This window comes from Exiguobacterium sp. s48, assembly GCF_018617395.1.
GTDB lineage: Bacteria > Bacillota > Bacilli > Exiguobacteriales > Exiguobacteriaceae > Exiguobacterium.
Window position 1 is genome coordinate 145,887 of record NZ_JACSKC010000002.1, and the last position, 21,614, is coordinate 167,500.

The window sequence follows — 21,614 nt, forward strand, 5'->3', positions numbered from 1 at the left end:
TGTTAATTTCCTCCTTTTTGATGGTGTTGATCTTGTAGACGTTGAATGTGGAGCGTAATATAACCAAGTTCTGACTCGGGCAAGACGACGCCATATGTCTCTTCCATTTCTTTCGCGACATCAGATGCGCACGCATAGGCAGACGTGAATTTCGTCTGAATCATGCGAAGCATGTCTTCATCAATCGTGTGATGATCGTAATGGTTGACCCGATCCATGACGAATCGTAAATGAGTTAATAATCGTTGGTAGGATAAGTCATCTTCTTCAATGGATACATCGAGTCGTCGTGAAATCGATTGAATCATGTCGCGGACAATCGTTGTCTGTTTGACCGTCTTGCGTAAATCACCTCCTTTCACTTTCATCGTATGGATATGAAGCGCGATGAACGCGGCTTCGTCTTTCGGCATTTGAACGTTCAGTTTTTCAGCAATATGTTCGATTGCCCATAGTCCAATTTCGTACTCATTCCGATAGAGGATTTTAATCTCATTCAACAGTTTGTTGCGTAACGAGATGCCATCCATTTCCCGCTCGATGGCAAACGAGATATGGTCGGTCAAGACGATGTGGATGTGTTCATTGAACGATGTCTCGAGACGCTTTTCCGCATACGAGATAATATCCTCGGAAACGGTAAAGTGTTCAACAGGAATCCTGCTCAACAACTGTTGGAACTTGTCATTCTCTGGCATGATGAATAGTTTTTCAATTTTGTGGGGATTCACGATGTCGTTTTTCGCTTTTTTAAATGCGACGCCTGGCCCAATCGCAATCTTTTCTTCACCCTCGTCTGAGACGATGACCGCATTGTTGTTTAGAATCTTTTTGATTTTAATCATGTGTCCTCCTTATTCCGGAGTCACGCTTCCACTCGGGCGACAACCGTCTTGCCCGGAACAGCTTCTTTCGTGAACGTGAAGGCATAATGATGAGCGAGTGCGCTACCATTCGTCACGACCATTGGCGTGACCGTGTCTTTACCAGCCTGATGAATTTGCGCCAAGTCTGCTGTGAGTAACAGCTGTCCCGTTTTGACGTGGTCACCCACAACTACTTGAAGATCAAACGGGCGACCTTCGAGTTCAACGGTATCGAGACCGACGTGTATCAAAATCTCAGCCCCATCCTCGGTCCGAATGCCGATGGCGTGCTTGGTCGGAGCGATTTGTACAATCTCCCCATCAGCCGGTGAGACGACGGCGCCGTCTGTTGGTGTGATGGCAATGCCATCCCCCATCATTTTTTCACTGAAGACCGGGTCCGCTACTTGTTCGAGTGGAATGACGTCTCCTTCCATTGGTGAGTGCAGTGTCGGTTTGTGTCGGTTCATTAACTTATTCCATAGCATATCTACTACATCCTTTCTTGAAACAAAACGCCGAAAAACAAAACAGGCATGGAGTATAGACGGGTGGCATGCACCGTACGTCTTACCCCATGCCTGATCGAATCAGTCACATGTGATCGCTATTCGTTTCTTCACGTTCAACATAACATGTGTCGGTTTGAGACACAAGTCTTTTTTTGAAAGCGTTCTCTAAAATTTTACAAGGTGGTGAATCTGTTGTATAGTAAGGGCGAATCTATTGAAGAAAGGTGTTGCATGTTGATGAGTGAGGTTGTATCTGCCTAACGAACTGAAAAATGTCGGATGACACGTCTTTTTGTCATGCCGTCATGTTCCGTTACAGATACCGCCCATCAAAAACTGCCAGACACCCGTCTGTCTTTTTGCGTTGGTCGTCATCGACCGACGCTTTTTTGTTTGCGCGGTATCTCGATTCTACGATTTGAGGAGAGAGACACATGAACGAACAAACATTTGAAAAATTACAATACAACGAATTGATGACGAAAGTAGAGCGATTCTGCATCAGCGGATTCGGAAGACGATTACTCAGACAGCAACGTCCGACAAGCCATATTGCGACGGTGAAGAAACGTCTACAGGAAACGTCTGAAGCCCGCGCGATTCTAGATGCGACGTCACATGTTCCATTCATCGGGGTATCTGATATGGAAACGATCATCGGGAAACTACAACGAGGCATCCAACTCGAAGCAAATGAGCTCGAAGCGGTCGCCGAGTTTTTACGAGGGGCGCGCAAGTTGAAGCGATTCATGCTCGAACATGAATTCTTTGCACCGCTTCTTTCGGCTTATGCTGCCGGTATGGGCGAATGGCGGACATTAGAAGAAGACATCACACAAGCGATTCGAGCCGGACAGATCGTCGATGAAGCATCGAAAGAGTTGAAGCGGATTCGTAAGCAAGTCGACATTTTAGAAGGACGAATCGAGGAACGATTGACCAAGTTTTTAAAGAGCGCGGCCAATCGCGAGATGATCCAAGACGGATTTGTCACGAAAAAACAGGACCGCTTCACCATTCCAATCAAAGCTTCTTATAAGCATAAAGTGGCAGGGACGATTGTGGATACATCGAATCGAGGGACGACGGTCTTTATCGAACCGGAAGCGATTGCGAAGTTAAATGCTGAACTCGTCGTCAAGCGTACGGAAGAAGCGGTAGAGGTGTATCAAGTACTAGCGACGTTGACGGGAGCGGTGACAGAAGTTCTTCCTGACATCGAATCGACGCTCGACGTCATCGCCCAGTACGATATGGTCTTCGCCAAAGGGAAGTACAGTCAGTCAATCGATGGCGTGACACCACACGTCAATGCGACCGGTCACATCCGATTGAAACGAGTACGCCATCCGCTCTTAGAAAGCGCTGTGCCACTTGATTTTGCCATCGGTACAGACTATCGTGGCTTGATCATCACCGGACCGAACGCCGGCGGGAAGACGGTCGTCTTGAAAACGATTGGACTCCTTAGTCTGATGACGATGACAGGACTGCATATCCCGGCGCACACCGATACAGTCATTTCGACATTTGATGAGGTGTTCGTCGATATCGGAGATAATCAAGACTTGGAATCGGCACTCAGTACGTTCTCTGCACACATGTACAACGTAGCGAGTATCATGCAGACCGCTGGAAAACGGTCGCTCTTGTTATTCGATGAAATCGGAAGCGGGACGGAACCGAACGAAGGGGCCGCTCTTGCGATTGCCATTTTAGAAGCGGCATATAAACGGGGCGCGATCGTTGTGGCGTCGACGCATTACGGAGAAATCAAATCGTATTCTGAATCCCACCCGGATTTCATGAACGCTGCGATGCAGTTCGACCCGGAAACGCTCGAACCGAAATACCGACTGCTCATGGGGCAGTCTGGCGACAGCAACGCCCTCTTTATCGCCCGTAAGATGAAGTTACCGGAAGCGATTCTGAAACAAGCATCCCGTTACATGAACGAGAAAACGTATGACACTACGAAAGTCGATGATTCTAAAATCACACGCGAAATCGAAGCGGTACCGCTTGAAGAGGCGGAACGCTTTGAAAAAGGTGACCGTGTCCGGTTGTTAGAGACGAATCAAGTCGGGCTTGTCTATGCGTTCGATGCATCTCGTCGGCATGTCCGAGTGTTCGTGAACGACGATTATGTAGAGTTACCGAGTCGCCGTGTCCGGTTGGAGGCGCGCGCGACGGAACTCTATCCGGCTGATTATGAATTGGATACGTTGTTCACGACGTATCAAGAACGTAAGGAAGCTCACGACTTTGCACGCGGATCGAAAAAAGCGTTACGACGAGTGGAGAAAGAGATTCGGGAAAGAAAGAAACAAGAGCAATCGAATCGAAAGTGAATGTAGCATACAGCGAACGGGTAAGAGCACATAGAGAGAAATCTTAATGTGGGAGGGACTTATGTGTTCGACTTAAGCTTTTGGTTTGCACTCGGTTTTGCGGTGATTCACTTTTTTTCGGGAAAGCTCATTCATGTGCATGAAGTGCCGAGAAGCCGTTTTTTATCGATAGCAGGTGGAATTGCCGTTGCTTATGTGTTTCTTCATCTGTTGCCCGAGTTGAATGAGTATCAACGCGAACTCGAAGGAGAGATTGGAAATAATATCTTCGCTTCCCTCGAGAACCATATCTTGATCATCAGTATGTTAGGACTGGCTGTCTTTTATGGGCTCGAACGATTCGCAACGGCCAATAAGCGTAAACAAAAACCGTATGTGTTTTGGATTCACATCGGTTCCTTCACGCTTTATACGTTTAGCATCGGTTATGTGCTCGCAGAAAGTGAGTTCCAATCGAATGGGACGATGTTCCTCTATTTTGTGGCACTCGGGATACACTTTGTAACGGTTGATCAAGGGTTACGTCAGCATCATCAGCAACTCTATGATCAGCGTGGCCGAATCTTTTTATCACTTGCTGTACTCATCGGATGGGCAGTTGGCACCTTTGCGGAAGTGAATGATCTCGGATTATCGATTGTTGTCGCTTTTTTAGCAGGAGGTGTCATCTTGAATGTCATGAAAGAGGAGTTACCTGCTGAACGAGAAAGTAGTTTCGGTGCATTTTTGGTTGGGTTATTAGGTTATGCGTTGTTGTTACTCGTCATATGAAAAGGCAGCCACCTCGAGTGACTGCCTTTTGACTTATAAGCTGTTGCTTTGATTTTCTACGTTGCTGTCGCTCTCTGTTGAAGCATCCTCATCTGAAGAAGATGAATCGTCATGATGTGGACCGTGCCCATGTCCATGGCGACCACCTTCACGTCCACCACGCATACCGCGAGCATCTTCTAAGTCATCGTAACTTGTCACATCGGCAAAACGCTCTTCATGGTCAGCAAGGATTTGATCCGCTTCTTCTTGCGTTAAATTTCCTTCCTCCACAGCAGTCGCGAGTTTTTCTTCATGCGACGTCATGATGGCGTCGATGAACGCTTCAATGGAAATTCCTTTTTCTTCTGCGAGTTCAGGGAGAGATTGCCCGTTTTCACGAGCCGCATCCACTTCTTCTTCCGTTAAACCGAGCGCTTCGATGAGAGCGGCATGACCCGCTTCTCGGTCCCCGAACATACCGGGTCCTTTTTCACCACGATCACATTGTGTGGATTCTGTCGTTGTCGTTTCGTCCGTTGTCGTGTCATTCGTCGCGGCATATACGCCAGTGCCTGATACAGCCAAAAGACCGGCTAAGGCGATTGCTAGTTTTTTTGATTTCATGTGTATCTCCTCCTTTTGATACTTCAAGTGTAGAACTGAAGGCTTCGGAAGTTGTGAGGGAGTTGCAAGATTTCTGCAAATTGTCTTTGGGAAACGGTGGGACGATTGATGGGTACGATATAATGGATGTGGAGGCGATATGAGATGAACATACTCGTTGTGGAAGATGAACAGAAACTTGCGGACGGCATGTCCCGCTTTTTAACATATGCAGGGTTTGATGTGACCGTGGCGATGACCCTTGGAGAAGCGAAGCGACAGTTACACCAGCGCTTTGATGCAGTTTTACTCGACGTCCGTCTTCCTGATGGAGAAGGATGGACCTTGATTCCAACGTTAAAAGCGCAACAGCCTGCTCCTGCAATTATCCTGACGACGGCTCGTGGTGAGGCAGATGATCGTGTATTTGGATTGGAACTTGGAGCGGATGACTACTTGGTCAAACCGATCGTCCTGAAAGAGTTGGAGATTCGGTTAAAGCGTCTCGTCAAACAGATAGATGTGATTCAGTTCGGCGCACTCACCATCGACATCAAATCGAGAATGGTGCAAGAAAATGGTCATCCTCTTCGTTTGACGAACAAGGAGTATGAATTGCTGTTATATCTTTGGAAGCATGTCGGGGAGGCGTTAGACCGAAACCGTTTGCTCGATGATGTGTGGGATTACGCATTTGTCGGAGATACACGTACGGTCGACACGCATATTAAACAATTGCGTGATAAATCACCAACATTAAAAGAGCGGCTGAAGACAGTTCACCGGGTCGGTTATCGATTAGAGGGACTGTCATGAATCGATTAATGAAGAAGTTACTTTGGACGGCCATTCTACCGCTTGCCGTGATGGCCCTTTTAACATTTGGTCTCACCTCTCTCTTAATCGGACGTTTCGCAGAAGAGGAAACATACACACAATTGGAGCGAGAGGCGGCGATTGTGTATGAAGCCATTCAAGAGGGGCGTGGAATCCCGGGGCAGCTTGACGTGCTGATATTCCAAAACGGGCAGCGTATTGAGTTCGAACGAGGTGGACGGATGCATCGCATGCCGCTCGTCACCCTTAATCCGAATGATTTAGCGATTCAAGATGAAGTGAGTGTGAACGGAACTCGCTTTTTGACATATTTACAAGAAGAAGGGGACATTCAAATTGTGACCTATAGCCCCGTTCCGTTCTCGAATCCACAATTCCAACAAATCTACCTCATCTTAGCGGGCGGATTTATTCTGGCCCTGCTGGTCGCCATCGCTGTCACGTTTTGGATGAGTCGTCGACTCACGCGACCGCTCGTCGAGTTGAAACAAGCGACCGCATCAATTATGGAGGGACGACACGACATCACTCTACCGAATGTGACGAACGATGAGATTGGGGATTTGACTGTTACCATCGGACAAATGAACGCATCACTTCAAGAAAAAGAAGCGCTTCAAAAATCGTTCATCTCTGGCGTGACGCATGATGTGCGTACACCGCTCGCCATCGTTCGAAATGAGGCGGAACTATTAGAGCTTGGCGTTGTAAACGACAAAGAGATTGAAGCGACCGGAAAAAGTATTACCGAGGAAGTCGACCGAATCGACCGACTCGTCAATCAGATGCTTGAATACTCCAAATTGTCCGCAGGTTCCATTCCGCTTGAAATGGAATCGATTCAACTCGATGAATTGGTTCGTCGATTGACGCCACGCATGTCCGAGTGGTTCCGACAAAAAGACGTGACGCTCGATTTACAATTAGAACCTGTGACGATACAAGCCGATCGACTAGCGATGGAACGGGTTCTTTCGAACTTCTTGAGAAATGCGTATGAGGCGAGCCCGATTGGGGGACGCATTACCATCAAACTGACACCGAATCGACTAGACGTGATAGACGAAGGGGAAGGGATTGACCCTGCCGTCCAATCTTCCATTTGGGGTATGTATGTGAAAGGGGACCGCTCTAACGGACATGGTTTAGGTCTCGCCATCACGAAACTACTTCTTGATGCACAAGGACTTTCATATGGAGTCGATTCAGATAAGGGGGCGACGTTTTGGATCGGATGGACATGACTTTATTTTTACGAGGGGTGCGGTTAGAGAAAGACCGCATCCAATCAACGGGTTATCCGTACTCGTTACCCATCTTTCAGACACTCGATGAACTGACGTTTCATCATCCGGTCACGTTTCTCGTTGGAGAGAACGGGAGTGGAAAGTCGACGTTGATTGAGGGGATGGCGGTCGCGGCTGGATTCAACCCAGAAGGCGGAGCACCTTCCTTCCAATTCGAAACGGAGTCAACGCATAGTTCTTTGTATGAAGCGCTACGCCCGATTCGAGGACCGTATCGTCCGAAAGACGGATTTTTCTTACGTGCGGAGACGGCATATCAGTTGTCGAGTTACGTAGATGAGATGGCGAAACTTGGACCTGACATGGAGCGGTTCTATGAAGCATACGGAGGACGTTCCCTTCACGAACAGTCTCACGGGGAAGCGTTTCTTTCCCTCATGTTGCATCGATTCCGTGGGTCAGGTCTTTATATTTTAGATGAGCCGGAGGCCGCATTGTCACCGATGCGTCAACTGACGATGCTCGCACGCATGCATGAACTTGTCCAGTCCGGCAGTCAATTCATCATCGCGAGCCACTCACCGATCTTGATGTCGTATCCAGGTGCGATGATTTTACAAGTGGAGACGGGACTTACTCCGACGTCGTTTGACGACCTCGAACATGTACGTGTGATGCGAGACTATTTGGATGCGCCAGAGCGGATGCAGCGAATCTTATTTGAAGAGTAAAACGGTCACGATGTAAGCGGTTTACTTTTTGTGTTGACGTCAAGATTTCTAGGGAGTATGCTTATATCGAAAAGAAGAAAATCCACTTTGGGATTGTTACTGGTGATGCAGGCAAAACCTAAATTGACGCCACGACTCCATATTGGATACTGGTGTGAATTTAGGTTTTTTTCTTTTCAGTTCAGTGGAATGAGAGTGAGGTGAGGAGACCATGCAGATTTCAAAAGTGTTCAATAATAACGTTGTAGCGATTGATGCGAACGGTCAAGAACAAGTCGTGATGGGACGTGGAATTGCGTTTCAAAAACGACCGGGCGATGCGATTGATCAGACGCGAATCGAAAAAATCTTTACGCTCGAGAGTAAAGAGAGTTATGAACGTTTCGTGCACTTTTTAAATGAAATGCCGACAGCTGAGATGGAGACCGTGAAACAGATTGTCAAGTTGGCCGAACAACGATTGAATCAACCAATCCATGATTCGCTCTATGTGACACTAGCGGATCACCTTCATTTTGCACTCAGTCGGTATCGGGATGGAATCCAGATTCGAAATCCTCTCGTTTGGGAAGTGAAACGGTTTTATGCGCCAGAGTTCGCCATTGGAAAAGAAGCAGTGAAACTGATTAATGAGCAACATGAGGTCACGTTAGATGAGGACGAGGCCGTTGCGATCGCCTTACACCTCGTCAATGCGACAATGTCGGGTGTCAAAGCCGAAAACTTGCATCTCGTCACGGAAATGACAAGGGCTACCCAAGCCATTTTAACGATTATTACGTATCATTTTCAAATTGAATTGGACGAAGAATCATACGCCTATTCTCGATTCCTGACCCACTTAAAATATTTTGTGCAGCGCCTCGCGTCGGGAGAAAAGGTCAAGTCCACGGGTGACGAAACCTTATTTCTCATGGTAAAACAGCGATATCCGGAAGCGTTTGAATGCGTCGAAAAAATCGCTGGATTGATCGCGACGAAATATCGTTATGACGTGTCGATGGACGAACGATTATACATGATGATTCACATCGAAAACTTAATGAAAGAACGACGATCCTAAGGATGGTTACTGATGATGCAGGCCAAACCTAAATGACTACACAACCTGTTGTGTGGTGATTTAGGTTTTTCTTTTTATTCAAAATGATGAGGAGTGAACAAAATGGACCAATACAAACAACTGGCAGAAACGATTGTGCAACATGTCGGTGGCAAGGAGAACGTTAAAAGCGTCTTTCACTGTGCGACACGATTACGTTTCAAATTAAAAGATGAATCAAAGGCTAATGCGACTACGCTGAAGGAACAAGATGGCATCATCACGGTCGTTCAAAGTGGCGGACAGTTTCAAGTCGTCATCGGAAACAATGTACCGTACGTCTACAAAGAGGTTGTTGACGTTGGTGGTTTCCAGACATCTTCGACCGACGATGAAGAAAAAACAGGGGTGTTTAACCGACTGATTGACGTGATTGCCGGAATCTTTACGCCAATCCTCGGACCGATGGCAGGTAGTGGTTTGTTGAAAGGATTGCTTGCGATTCTCGTCGCGCTCGGATTATTAACGCAAGAGATGGGGACGTATGTCGTCTTAAACGCCGCAGCAGACGCGCTATTTTACTTCCTCCCCGTGATTTTGGGGCATTCAGCTGCGAAGAAATTTGGTGGGAATCCGTATATTGGGATGATTATCGGTGGCGCGCTCGTTTATCCTTCGATTGTCGCGATTCAAGGAGCAGGTGAGTCATTAACGTTTCTCAATGTACCAGTCGTCTTGATGAGTTATGCGTCTTCGGTCATTCCGATTATCTTGGCGACATACGTTTCTTCAAAAGTCGAAACATTCTTTAACCGTCATACGCATGAAGCTGTACGAAACTTCACAACACCGATGATGGCGTTGTTACTCGTTGTCCCGTTGACGTTTTTAGCAATTGGACCGGTTGCGACGTATGCGAGTCAAGGGTTGGCGAACGGATACTCATTCTTATATGACTTAAGTCCGACCATCGCAATCGCATTCATCGGTGCGTTCTGGCAAGTGCTCGTCATGTTCGGTTTGCATTGGGGACTTGTGCCAATCATCATCAATAACTTATCGGTTGTCGGTACGGATACGATTGTTGTCGGAGTGTTGATGGCCACATTTGGTCAGGTCGGTGCTGTTTTAGCAATCACGTTAAAGGCGAAAAATCCAAAAGTGAAAGGTTTAGGGACTTCCTCCACCATTGCGGGTGTCTTTGGAATCACGGAACCGGCTATCTATGGCTTGACGCTTCCGCGTAAAAAACCATTTGTGTTTGGGGTTGTGGGTGGAGCGGCTGGTGGTGTCGTAGGAGGTTTGTTCGGCACGGCGGCTTATGCGATGGGAGGACTCGGAATCTTCAGCATTCCGGTCATGATTCCTCCAACGGGAGTCGATTTAGCCTTTTATGGCGCATTTATCGGAATGACGGTTGCGACGTTAGTCGCGCTCGTCTTGACGATGGTCTTCCACAAAGAAGAAGCGACGGTCGAGTCGACAGAAAAAGTGGTCGCACAATCAATCTCTGAACAAGTCGGTTTTCCTGTATCGGCTCCATTGAAAGGAGAAGTCGTGTCGCTTGAAACGGTTCGTGATGAAGTGTTCTCAAGCGGGGCGATGGGGAAAGGGATTGCGATTATGCCGTCAGAAGGTGCGGTATATGCACCGTTTGATGGAGAAATCGTCACAGTCTATCCATCGAAGCATGCAATCGGTCTTCGATCTGATACAGGTGTAGAAGTATTGATTCACATTGGATTAGATACGGTCAAGCTAAGAGGACAGTATTTTGAAACGGTCGTTACGGATGGGCAGAAAGTGACAGAAGGTGAATTGCTCGTCCGATTCGATATAGATGCCATCGCTCGTGAGGGATATGACACCATCACCCCGATTATCGTGACAAATACCGAACACTATCTCGATGTCTTACCGGTTTACACAGGTGTGGTTGAAGCCAATCATGGCGTATTGCGCGTCATTGTATAACAAAGGAGGAGACAATATGAAACAAGTATCAAGTGATTTTCTATGGGGCGGGGCCACTGCGGCCAATCAGTTAGAAGGCGGTTATCAAGAAGGTGGAAAAGGACTTTCGATTGCTGACGTCATGCCAGGTGGGAAACAGCGAATGAAAATTATTCATGATCCAGCCTTTGATTTTGAGTTACATGATGAACATTCATATCCGAACCATGAAGGAATTGACTTCTATCATCGTTATAAAGAAGATATCGCTCTCTTTAAGGAAATGGGATTCAAGACGTTCCGCATGTCAATCGCGTGGTCACGAATATTCCCAAATGGGGATGAAATAGAACCGAACGAGGAAGGACTTCAATTTTATGATCGTGTCATCGATGAATTAGTCGCCCAAGGCATTGAACCACTCGTGACCATCTCTCACTACGAGATGCCCTTACATCTTGCAAAGCATTATGGAGGGTGGCGTGATCGCCGTCTCGTCACATATTTCGAACGATACAGTCGTGTCTTGTTTGAACGATATCAAGGAAAGGTCAAATACTGGTTGACGTTCAACGAAATCAACGGAGCGCAATTCATGCCGATGCTCAGTCTCGGAATTGCGGTTCGAGAAGAAGAGAACACATTACAACTTACGTACCAGGGACTTCATCACCAACTGGTCGCAAGTGCACTTGCGACAAAAGCGGCCCGTGAAATCGACCCATCGATGCAAATCGGATGTATGCTGATTGCAGCTCCGGTTTATCCATACAGCTCAAACCCGGACGATGTTTGGTATGCACACGATGCTGAACGAATGATGAACTTCTTCTGCGGGGACGTCCATGTACGTGGGAAATATCCAAGCTTTGCGAAACGATTCTTCCGAGATAACGGAATTGAGCTCCATATGGAAGATGGAGACCTTGAAATCCTGAAAGAGAATACAGTTGATTTCTTCTCACTCAGTTACTATATGTCGCGCACTGAAAAGGCTGAAAAAGGTCAGGATGAAGCGGAAGGAAATATCATGAGCGGGGTGAAGAATCCATATTTACAAGCGAGCGACTGGGGATGGGAAATTGATCCGACGGGACTACGTGTCATCTTAAACAAATTATATGAGCGTTATGAGCTTCCGTTATTTATCGTTGAGAATGGGCTAGGCGCATATGACAAAGTTGAGTCGGACGGAACGATTCATGATCACTATCGCATCGATTACTTACGTGATCACTTGAAAGGGATGATGGATGCAATCGACGATGGAGTCGAAGTGATGGGGTACACGAGTTGGGGTTGTATCGATTTAGTAAGTGCCTCGACAGGCGAGTATAGCAAACGTTATGGTTTCATCTATGTAGATCGCCATGACGACGGTACCGGTACGTTAGAGCGAAAACGGAAAGAGTCGTTCTTCTGGTATCAAGAGGTGATTCGTTCACAAGGCGCAAGCTTGTATGAAGAAGAATCAGTCAAATGAAAAAGGCGGCCGCGGCCGCCTTTTTTCATGTTTTCGTGATTTTTCGCAATAAGATGATCGCAAGGCTAACGCCCCCGGCAATCAACATGTACAAGAGAATCTCCATCCACGTGCTCATTCGTCGTCCCCATCAGCAAATACAGCGAGCTCCCCTTGCGGCATCGCGACCAAAAGATAGGCGTCTCCACCAAGTGGTCGTGCGTCTCCCGCTTGCCAGCATTCAAAATGCTCTTGATATCCGTTGATGAATAGGAGAGAACCTGATTCAAATTCCAGTTCGAGATGGGGGTGTTCGTCACCGAGTCGTACGTGATGGATGCGCTCTCGTCTTAAGCGCATGAGCTGTTCGAGTTGTTCACCTTCGTCAAACGTACTTTGCGTCGCATGGACATGCCATGGTCCCTCGATGGAGATCCAAGATTCCAGTCCTTGACGACTGAAATAGAGAAGATGATGGTTCGGGCCAGAACCGAAATCGATTCCGACAAAAGAAGAGGCGGTAAAGAGGTGATGCAAAATAGATGTCGCTTGTTCGTGCTCTGTGGTAGACACACCGTCACCTCGCTTTAAAGAGTTGTTATGATTATCATTTCACGTTACCACGCTAAAGTAAACGAATCTAACTCAATCTAGAAAAGAAATCGCAAATGATTCGTAAAGTATAATGTTGATTTATTTCTCATTTATGTATACGAAAAAACGGACATTCACGATGAACGTCCGTTTTTCAAATTTCATTATGCTTCGACAAAGGCAGCGCCAATCACGCCCGCATCTCCTGACAATTGAGTGAGGCATAGACACGTTTTTCCACTAGCATGTGGATACATTTTATTCGAAACTGCTTGTTGTAATTCGTTCCAAAATAATGAGGCCGACATCATGACGCCGCCCTCTAATACAATCACATCAGGATCGACGGTATGAATGATATTAGCTAGTCCGCTGGCCAGTTCCTCGACGAAGTGATGGCGGTACTCATCATCTAATAATAGCGAAGGGACGTTTGTATACCCCTTTTCGCTTGCGCGATTCATGAGCGCCGTACCACTAGCGAGTGATTCGAGAGAGCCTCGATTCAGTACAGGGTGAGCTGGTCCGTTCGAACGGATAATCATATTTCCGATTTCACCGGCACTGCCGTTCGCCCCTCGAATGACTTGATGTTTATAGACATATCCGCCACCAATCCCTGTGCTGACTGTTACATAAAAAACAGAATCGAATCCTTTCCCTGCCCCAAATTTGGCTTCTGCGAGAGCTGCCGCATTCGCGTCGTTTTCAAGGGTGACAGAATAGCCGAGACGCTGTGTTAAAGGCTCAACGATTTTTTGATTGTGCCAATTCGGAAGATTTGGAGGAGTTAAAAACATTCCCTGTTTCAAATCGAGTGGACCGGGTGCCACAAGCCCGACATGCTGGATATCGAATTCAACATTGAATTGATGAATCGCAGTCTCGATAGATTGTAATGCCTCTTCAAAAGGAAGGTGAGGCTGCGTGTTAAACGTAAGTTGTTTTAGTACTTCACCATTGAGTGAAACAGCCGCAATCCGAGTGTTCGTCCCTCCTAAATCGATCCCGATTCGGACGACTTGCTTCTCATCGGAAGGAACACCAGTCACTAAACAAGTCGCTTCTCCCTCAATCAAGAACGACTCATTGGCCGGGAGAAGGAGTGTACCTCCCGTAGGTACTTCCATCTCATCAATGATTAATGTTCCTTGCACGACAGATAGTAACCGAAACGTGTCGGTCGAAATCTTTTCTTTCACTGTAACGTGCCATTTTTCCACGAAGAAGAATGGATTCTTCGTCAAACGTGTTCGAAAGTGATCGAGTTGACGGATTGGTTCGCTATAGCCAAGGTGAGGGACGAAAGAAGCGAGGACTCCCTTCTCTACGTGAAGCTCACGAGGACGACCGGTCGTCACATCTACTCGCTCGTAATCGTATAGACGATAGGTTGTGTCCGAACTTTGTTGAATTTCCAGTACGCATACCCCTTTTGTCAACGCATGCACCGTTCCAGCTGGGACATAGAAAAAATCACCGGCATGAATCGGTTTTCGTATCAAGCCGTTTTCCAAATCGCCTGTTTCAAGCGCTTTGTTGAAATTTTCCAAGGTGGTATAGGAGTGACCGTAAATGAGTGTCGCATCTGCCGGAGCATCGAGAATGTACCAACATTCATTTTTTCCATATGGTTCATTTTCGAGTCGGTTTGCCAACAAATCATTCGGATGAACTTGAATAGACAAATCATCGTTTGCATCAATCCATTTAATTAATAGCGGAAACACATCCGAGCTAATTTGAAACAACTCTGGATGTTGTTGATAGAGTTCATGCAAAGAAAGGCCAATGTAAGGTCCAGAAGCAACTGCTGAACTGCCTTTTTCTAATGCAGAAGCCGTCCAGGCTTCACCAATCGAAGGGTCATTGTATTCGAAACCAAATCGCTTCAGACGCTCCCCTCCCCAAAGTCGGTGTTGATAGTGTGGTTGTAAAAGAATAGCGCTCATATTCCATCCTCCTATTGTTTAATATACACTTATGAATTTAAAAACTAAACAAAGTTTAAATCAAGTATAGACATGAAATAAATCATGTGTATAATAAAATATGTAAACGATTTCAAATAAGGAGTGAGGACACATGAAGAAAATCTTATTAGCGTGTAGTTCAGGGATGTCGACGAGTTTACTCGTGACGAAGATGAAGGATCACGCCACATCAATCGGGGATGAGGCGAAGATTTGGGCAGTTGGTCAAGACCAGGTTGTAACCGAGATGGACGAGGCAGATGTGATTTTGATTGGTCCACAAATGCGTTTCCTATTGGATAAATTGAAAGCGCAAACATCAACGCCGATTGAAGTAATCGATATGATGGCGTACGGCACGGCGAACGGAAAAGCTGCATACGAGCAAGCCATGAAATTAATGGGGTGAACAACGTGGAACAGGTAGATGAGTTAACTTTGGAACAAATGGCGTTCATGATGATTTTGCACAGTGGCAATGCGAGAAGTACGATTCAGGAAGCGATTCAACTGTATAAAACGAGTTCTTATGAAACGTTCGAAGAAAAGATTGGCGAGGCACGCGAACAATTAAAAGAAGCACATCAAACACACTTTTCACAAATTCAGAGAGAAGCGAATGGAGAAAAAACAGAAGTCTCGTTATTACTTCTTCATGCAGAGGACCATTTAATGTCTACACAAACGATGCTTGATTTGACAGCGGGTTTGGTCGAAATGGTCGAACAAAAGATTGTAAATCCTAATCAAGAAGGGTGAATCATATGTCACAGGACAATAAAATGTTCAACATGATCAGTAAACTGCTCATGCCGATGGCGACCTATTTAAACAACAGTCGCTATTTACAAGTATTGCGAGATGCATTCATGCTCGCTTTCCCAATTACCATGTTTGGGTCAATCATCGTCGTCATTGCAAACCTGCCGTTCCTCGACCGTTTCATGTCCGAAAGTACACTCAGTGTATTTAAAACATCACTCGGAAACGCACCATCTGCAACGATGGGGATTATGTCTATCTTTGTCGTCTTCGGTATCGGGTATTATCTATCGAAAAGTTATCAAGTCGAGGCTGTGTTCGGAGGAGCGATTTCGCTCGTGTCATTCCTTCTCTTAACGCCGTTCTTGATTGAAGTGGACGGCATGTCAGAGGCAGTCGGGAATGTCCTTCCATTGGATCGCCTTGGAGCAAAAGGGATGTTCCTTGCGATGATTACAGGATTCCTGTCCGGTGAGATTTATCGATTTGTCGTTCAAAAGAACTGGACGATCAAGATGCCGGATGGGGTACCGCCAGCTGTTGCGAAATCATTCTCAGCACTTGTTCCTGCATTATTAACCTTGACTGTATTTTTAACTTTCAACATCATCGTGACGAACTTATTCAATACGAATCTTCATGACGTCATTTTCAACGTTGTTCAGCAACCGCTTGTGACATTAGGAAATGGTCTCATTCCAACATTGATTGCAATCTTCTTCGTTCAGCTATTTTGGTTCTTCGGACTCCACGGTCAGGTCATCGTCAACTCGGTGATGGACCCGATTTGGAACACATTATCTGTGGAAAACTTGACGGCTTATACCTCGACTGGAGATGTTTCGAACATTATCAGTAAACAGTTCATTGAAATTTACACAGTAGGGCTTGGTGGTTCCGGATCTACGCTTGCTGTCGTCGTGGCCATCTTGTTGTTCTTGAAATCGAAACAGTTGAAACAAATCGGGAAACTATCCATCGGACCTGGACTATTTAACGTAAACGAACCGGTCATCTTCGGACTTCCAATCGTCATGAACCCGCTCATCATGATTCCTTGGATTGTCGCACCGCTCGTGACGGTGACGGTCACATACTTCGCGATGTCGACAGGCTTAGTCCCACCACCAACGGGTGTCGCGGTTCCATGGACTGTCCCGATGTTCTTGAGTGGTGTCATGGCGACGAACTCGCTTGCAGGAGGTCTTCTTCAAATCGTGAACTTCTTCATCATTTTGGCGATTTGGTTCCCGTTCTTGAAATTTATCGACCGAATGAATTTGAAAAAAGAATTAGAAGAATCAACAGATCAACAAGAAGCAGTGTAAACAAATAGAGAAAATAGAAATAAGGGAGAGATAAATAATGACGAACCCGACCCAAACACGTATGAGAGAGCAAAAGACCTATCAATTTCCGACAGACTTTTGGTGGGGAACGGCTTCTTCTGCTACACAGATGGAAGGTGCTGCTTTTGAAGGTGGAAAAGGATTGAACATCTGGGACTACTGGTACATGCAAGAGCCGAACCGCTTTTTCAATGGCGTGAGCGCAACAGAAGCCTCAAACTTCTATCATTTGTATGAAGAAGATATCGCATTGATGAAAGAACTCGGACATAATACGTTCCGTTTCTCCATTTCATGGTCACGTCTTTTTCCACAAGGTGTCGGGGAAGTAAATGAAGAGGCGGTCACATTTTATAACAATGTCATCAATTGCTTAATCGATCATGGTATCGAACCGTTCATCAATCTGTATCACTTTGATATGCCGATGGCGCTTCAGGATCAAGGAGGTTGGGAGTCACGGGAAGTCGTGGAGGCATATGTCACCTTTGCGAAGACATGCTTTGAGTTGTTTGGTGACCGCGTCGAGAAATGGTTCACGCATAATGAACCGATTGTACCGGTAGAGGGTGGATATTTATATGACTTTCATTATCCAAATGTTGTTGATTTCAAGCGAGCTGTCCAAGTAGCGTACCACTCGATCTTATCGAGTGCGATGGCAATCGAAGCGTATCGTGACATGGGACAATCAGGGCAAATCGGGATCATCTTAAATCTGACACCCTCATATCCGAGAAGCCAGCACCCAGCTGATTTGAGCGCAGCGCGTATTGCTGATGCGATGTTCAATCGCTCGTTCCTCGATCCATCTGTTTTAGGCACGTTCCCTCAAGAACTAGTAGAAGTGCTGAAGTCTGAAGATGCGATGCCACAGATGGAAACAGACGATCTTGAACTCATTCGAGAACATACAGTCGACCTGCTTGGCATCAACTATTACCAGCCGCGTCGCGTGAAAGCAAAAGCATCACTGCCGAATCCGGACGCACCATTCTTACCGGAAAACTTATTTGATTTTTATGAGATGCCTGGACGTAAAATGAATCCATATCGTGGATGGGAAATTTACGAAAAAGGAATCTATGATATTTTAATCAATCTAAAAGAAAACTATGGTAATATTCCTTGCTTCATTTCAGAGAATGGAATGGGTGTTGAGGGTGAAGAGCGTTATCGTGACGAGAACGGAAGTGTCCAAGACGATTATCGAATTGATTTCATTCGCGAACATTTGAAATGGATGCATCAAGCGATTGAAGAGGGTTCGAACGTGAGAGGCTATCATCTTTGGACGTTCATGGACAATTGGTCATGGAGCAATGCTTATAAAAATCGCTATGGATTTGTAGGTATTGACTTAGATACGCAACAACGTACTGTAAAAAAATCAGGGCACTGGTTTAAACAGTTGATTGACGCTAATGGTTTTACAGAATAATGAAGTAAGCTGACAAAGACTACTCTTTGTCAGCTTTTTTTGATATATTGTACATATATGTCTATACATGAGGTGCTATATGTCTACTAAGAAAAAACCGAAATATGAAACCATTGCTGATGAAATTCGTAAAAGAATTATTGAACACGTTTATCCGTTAGAACATGCATTACCTGATGAAATCCATTTGGCCCAAGAGTTTGGGGTGAGCCGAATGACGATGAAACGTGCGCTTGAGATTCTCGTCATGGAAGGGCTAATCTATCGTAAACGTGGTAAAGGAACATTCGTTTTACAGTCGAGCTTCCAAAAAGATCGTATCAACGTGATTAGTAAAGAAACGAGAGGGCTGACTCAAGTAATCGGAGATCGCTCGTTACGAAGTGAAGTCCTCAATTTTGAGGTGAAGTTTCCGAGTCAGGAAGTCGCCAATCATCTCATGATTGAGCTGACAGAACCAGTCTATGAAATACGTCGTGTGCGTTACGTAGACGAGGAACCGTATGTCATCGAATTGACGTACATGGTTGCTAACCTCATTACAGGAATCACACGTGAAATTTTAGAACAGTCCGTGTACGCGTATATTCAAGAAGATTTAGGCTATACGATTACAAGCTCGCATAAAGTGATTCGAGCAGATAAACCGGATGAGTACGATCAGGCTTACTTGAAGAATGATATCACTGAACCGATTATCGAAGTCGAGCAAGTCGTCTATTTAAGTAACGGGAAACCGTTCGAGTATTCGTTTGCTCGTCACCGATACGATAAATTTGTGTTTTCATCGGTCAATATTGTGAAGTAAAAGTCGCCGCGATGGCGACTTTTTCGTAAGGAGGACCCATCGTGGATGTGAGAATTGAACAAGCAGGATACGAAATAAACGAACCTATCATTCAAGACATCTCGTTTGATGTACGGGCAGGTGAGATTTTAGGGGTGATTGGGTCGAATGGTGCGGGAAAAACGACCACCATCGCCTGTCTTACCGGAACGATTCCTTGGATGAAGGGAACGATCGAGATGGAACGCTATGCGTACATCCCGGAGCAACCGGTCTACTATGATTATTTGACGCTGTCTGAACATATCGCACTCGTCCAAGAATTAACGGGAATCGATTCAACAGAAAAAACGGAGGAGTTGCTAAAGCTTTTCCGACTCGATCATGTGACCGACCGGTATCTCTCCTCTTATTCAAAAGGGATGAAACAGAAGGCGATGATTTTATTGGCGCTCATTCAAGAAGCGCATGTATTGATTGTCGATGAACCATTTATCGGATTGGATGCGACGACGACCATTCAGTTACTTCGACTGTTAGAAGCGGAGCGTACGAGGGGGGCAAGTGTCTTATTAGTCACACACGTTCTTGATACGGCCGAGCGATTGTGTGATCGTTTCGTATGGATTGATGACGGGCAACTCCTGGCGAGTGGGACGAAAGCGGAGATTCGTGAAGCGCTCGACACAGAGGGGATGACGTTGTTCGATATGATGGAAGATGTGGCGCTCCGATGATTGCGAAACGATTGTTTTGGATACGTGTCTCCCGTTATATAAAACAACAGTGGAAGACGATCCGATTGATTGTCGACTGGGCGATTTTTTTATACGGTGTCCTTCCTCTTCTCATATGGGCAGGTTATTCCTACTGGCAAGTCTGGGAAGGGAGCTTCCCCTGGTTAGGTGACATCCCTTATTTTCTTTGGGCACTTCTGATTGGATGGTTCATGTGGCAAGATCGCATGTTTGTCTGGATTGAGCGTGCCGATCTCATCCTTGTAGCTGATCGTCATTTCATTCGACAGTTGAAATGGTATTCCGTCGTATATCAGATGACTCAACACCTGGTTCAATATGGATGTTATCTACTGTTGCTTGCACCGATTCTATACATAAAGGGCAGGAGTGTGGGCGAGATACTCGCGTTTGGGGCTGCACTATTTCTACTCGGTTGGTGCCATGCATGGATTCAGTATCAATTTCGTCTCCGACACGCCCATCTCATGAAGCGATTATTGATTATACTCCTTGCTTTTGTAGGTGTGTATGCGTTATTGATTGATTCGATGTTACTCAGTGTGTTGATCGGAAGCATGATGGTCACATTTGCGTTATATGTAGGGGAAGGATGGGTGTCGAAACATCCGAATATCGGTCGCGAGATTGAAATCGGGGAACGTGAGCGTGCCTCATTCGACCGTGTCCTGCTGACGACGTCAGGAGCCATCGAGAAGACGAGTGAACGGAAACGTCCCCTGTATCGACCGAGACCGAACCGCTTCGGCACCGTCAGACGAACGACGGCGCTCCTTATGTACTTTAGAACGCCGAGTCATCGGAATCTATGGTTTCGACTCATTCCACTCGGGGGAACGAGCGTGATTCTTCTCCCGAGCTGGTTCAAACTAGTGGTTCCGATTTATCTGTTATATGTCGCCTATCAGGAACAGACGTCGTTCACGAGAGAAATGGAGCGGCATCCATTCTTCCAATCTATTCAAGAAAGAGGTTCATCATGAACGAACAGCAATATGAACAACTGTTACAAATCGAGACGGCCAAACCACAGCAAGGATTCCCGTCCTCAGCCGAATATCACCGTTATGAGCCGACTCCTTACGAGGCACTCGATTTGCTTCGGGATGCGTTTCCGTTAGAGTCCACAGATACCATCGTGGATTTCGGTTCGGGAAAAGGACGTCTGCCGTTCTATTTAGCATATACGTTTCGCGTGCGGGCAATCGGTGTCGAGATGGACGGTGGATTTCATGAGGAGGCACTTCAAAATTGGATGAGCTATACGAAGAAACATCGTAATCGGGGAAGTGTTCAATTGGAACAGGGACTCGCGGAAGAATTCACGATTCCATCGGATGCGAATCGATTCTACTTCTTTAATCCGTTCTCGGTGAACGTCTTCCGTCAAGTGATCGCCAACATCATCGAATCTGTTGAAACGGTCCCTCGTCCGGTCGATGTGATTTTATATTATCCGGCGGATGAGTATCTCCATTATTTGAACGACAATACGCCTTTTCAGTACGTACAAACGGTGCGATTGCCGCTAAAGAATCTTCATGAGCGATTTTTGATTTATCGGTTTGATATGATGGAGTCATCTTGGTAATG

General features: G+C 46.1%; 21 protein-coding genes. 16 read left to right on the plus strand and 5 right to left on the minus strand.

Going from position 1 to position 21,614, the window contains the following annotated elements:
• Nucleotides 1-2: 2 nt before the first annotated feature.
• Nucleotides 3-845, minus strand: coding sequence for a PRD domain-containing protein (locus tag KNO66_RS11105; RefSeq protein WP_251128131.1), 843 nt, complete (start codon nucleotides 843-845; stop codon nucleotides 3-5).
• 20 nt (nucleotides 846-865) lie between these two features.
• Complete coding sequence (locus KNO66_RS11110) at nucleotides 866-1,354, minus strand: PTS sugar transporter subunit IIA (RefSeq protein ID WP_214742538.1); 489 nt, start codon at nucleotides 1,352-1,354, stop codon at nucleotides 866-868.
• Nucleotides 1,355-1,812: 458 nt separating this feature from the next.
• Between KNO66_RS11110 and KNO66_RS11115 the strand changes: the two genes are divergently transcribed.
• Together KNO66_RS11115 and KNO66_RS11120 are read left to right on the plus strand one after the other, a co-directional pair.
• Nucleotides 1,813-3,729: an endonuclease MutS2 gene (locus KNO66_RS11115; RefSeq protein ID WP_214742539.1), complete on the plus strand. Its 1,917-nt coding sequence runs from the start codon at nucleotides 1,813-1,815 to the stop codon at nucleotides 3,727-3,729.
• Between the two features lie 63 nt (nucleotides 3,730-3,792).
• Nucleotides 3,793-4,500 (plus strand): hypothetical protein, encoded by a 708-nt coding sequence (locus KNO66_RS11120; protein WP_214742540.1) that lies wholly within the window; start codon nucleotides 3,793-3,795, stop codon nucleotides 4,498-4,500.
• Between the two features lie 33 nt (nucleotides 4,501-4,533).
• Here KNO66_RS11120 and KNO66_RS11125 read toward each other — a convergent pair whose 3' ends face one another.
• The gene (locus KNO66_RS11125) at nucleotides 4,534-5,106 is read right to left on the minus strand and encodes a hypothetical protein (RefSeq protein ID WP_214742541.1); all 573 of its coding nucleotides are present in this window, start codon (nucleotides 5,104-5,106) and stop codon (nucleotides 4,534-4,536) included.
• Between the two features lie 144 nt (nucleotides 5,107-5,250).
• Here KNO66_RS11125 and KNO66_RS11130 point away from each other — a divergent pair, with 144 nt between their 5' ends.
• From KNO66_RS11130 to KNO66_RS11155, 6 genes are all read left to right on the plus strand, one after another.
• A complete protein-coding gene (locus KNO66_RS11130) occupies nucleotides 5,251-5,901 on the plus strand; it encodes a response regulator transcription factor (RefSeq protein WP_214742542.1) in 651 nt (216 codons plus the stop codon).
• Nucleotides 5,898-7,166, plus strand: a complete 1,269-nt coding sequence (locus KNO66_RS11135) for a sensor histidine kinase (protein ID WP_214742543.1) — start codon at nucleotides 5,898-5,900, stop codon at nucleotides 7,164-7,166. Before KNO66_RS11130 ends, KNO66_RS11135 begins: the two co-directional genes overlap by 4 nt.
• Nucleotides 7,157-7,900, plus strand: a complete 744-nt coding sequence (locus tag KNO66_RS11140) for an AAA family ATPase (RefSeq protein WP_214742701.1) — start codon at nucleotides 7,157-7,159, stop codon at nucleotides 7,898-7,900. Before KNO66_RS11135 ends, KNO66_RS11140 begins: the two co-directional genes overlap by 10 nt.
• Before the next feature lie 211 nt (nucleotides 7,901-8,111).
• Nucleotides 8,112-8,963: a BglG family transcription antiterminator LicT gene (gene licT / locus KNO66_RS11145; RefSeq protein ID WP_214742544.1), complete on the plus strand. Its 852-nt coding sequence runs from the start codon at nucleotides 8,112-8,114 to the stop codon at nucleotides 8,961-8,963.
• A 102-nt stretch (nucleotides 8,964-9,065) separates the two neighbouring features.
• On the plus strand, nucleotides 9,066-10,916 hold the full coding sequence (locus tag KNO66_RS11150) for a beta-glucoside-specific PTS transporter subunit IIABC (protein ID WP_214742545.1): 1,851 nt from the start codon (nucleotides 9,066-9,068) through the stop codon (nucleotides 10,914-10,916).
• A gap of 16 nt (nucleotides 10,917-10,932) precedes the next feature.
• Nucleotides 10,933-12,378 (plus strand): glycoside hydrolase family 1 protein, encoded by a 1,446-nt coding sequence (locus KNO66_RS11155; RefSeq protein WP_214742546.1) that lies wholly within the window; start codon nucleotides 10,933-10,935, stop codon nucleotides 12,376-12,378.
• A gap of 114 nt (nucleotides 12,379-12,492) precedes the next feature.
• Here the strand turns inward: KNO66_RS11155 and KNO66_RS11160 are convergent, their stop codons facing one another.
• Complete coding sequence (locus KNO66_RS11160; RefSeq protein ID WP_015880366.1) at nucleotides 12,493-12,930, minus strand: hypothetical protein; 438 nt, start codon at nucleotides 12,928-12,930, stop codon at nucleotides 12,493-12,495.
• Between the two features lie 185 nt (nucleotides 12,931-13,115).
• Nucleotides 13,116-14,903, minus strand: coding sequence for a type I phosphomannose isomerase catalytic subunit (locus KNO66_RS11165; RefSeq protein WP_214742547.1), 1,788 nt, complete (start codon nucleotides 14,901-14,903; stop codon nucleotides 13,116-13,118).
• A gap of 133 nt (nucleotides 14,904-15,036) precedes the next feature.
• On the opposite strand from KNO66_RS11165, the gene KNO66_RS11170 reads away from it, so the two are divergent.
• The 8 genes from KNO66_RS11170 to KNO66_RS11205 all read left to right on the plus strand — a co-directional run bounded on the left by KNO66_RS11170 (nucleotide 15,037) and on the right by KNO66_RS11205 (nucleotide 21,612).
• Nucleotides 15,037-15,333 carry a PTS sugar transporter subunit IIB gene (locus KNO66_RS11170; RefSeq protein ID WP_015880368.1) on the plus strand — a complete coding sequence of 99 codons (297 nt, stop codon included), beginning with the start codon at nucleotides 15,037-15,039 and terminating at the stop codon, nucleotides 15,331-15,333.
• 5 nt (nucleotides 15,334-15,338) lie between these two features.
• On the plus strand, nucleotides 15,339-15,683 hold the full coding sequence (locus KNO66_RS11175) for a PTS sugar transporter subunit IIA (RefSeq protein ID WP_353048568.1): 345 nt from the start codon (nucleotides 15,339-15,341) through the stop codon (nucleotides 15,681-15,683).
• Nucleotides 15,684-15,706: 23 nt separating this feature from the next.
• Entirely contained in the window at nucleotides 15,707-17,014 is a 1,308-nt protein-coding gene (gene celB / locus KNO66_RS11180) for a PTS cellobiose transporter subunit IIC (protein WP_214742549.1), read from the plus strand.
• Nucleotides 17,015-17,051: 37 nt separating this feature from the next.
• A complete protein-coding gene (locus KNO66_RS11185) occupies nucleotides 17,052-18,476 on the plus strand; it encodes a glycoside hydrolase family 1 protein (RefSeq protein ID WP_483299195.1) in 1,425 nt (474 codons plus the stop codon).
• Nucleotides 18,477-18,555: 79 nt separating this feature from the next.
• Nucleotides 18,556-19,284: a GntR family transcriptional regulator gene (locus KNO66_RS11190; protein WP_214742550.1), complete on the plus strand. Its 729-nt coding sequence runs from the start codon at nucleotides 18,556-18,558 to the stop codon at nucleotides 19,282-19,284.
• Between the two features lie 41 nt (nucleotides 19,285-19,325).
• Nucleotides 19,326-20,000: an ABC transporter ATP-binding protein gene (locus tag KNO66_RS14955; RefSeq protein WP_214742551.1), complete on the plus strand. Its 675-nt coding sequence runs from the start codon at nucleotides 19,326-19,328 to the stop codon at nucleotides 19,998-20,000.
• Nucleotides 19,997-21,004 carry an ABC transporter permease gene (locus KNO66_RS11200; protein ID WP_214742552.1) on the plus strand — a complete coding sequence of 336 codons (1,008 nt, stop codon included), beginning with the start codon at nucleotides 19,997-19,999 and terminating at the stop codon, nucleotides 21,002-21,004. Before KNO66_RS14955 ends, KNO66_RS11200 begins: the two co-directional genes overlap by 4 nt.
• Nucleotides 21,001-21,612, plus strand: a complete 612-nt coding sequence (locus KNO66_RS11205) for a class I SAM-dependent methyltransferase (RefSeq protein WP_214742553.1) — start codon at nucleotides 21,001-21,003, stop codon at nucleotides 21,610-21,612. Before KNO66_RS11200 ends, KNO66_RS11205 begins: the two co-directional genes overlap by 4 nt.
• Nucleotides 21,613-21,614: the final 2 nt, after the last annotated feature.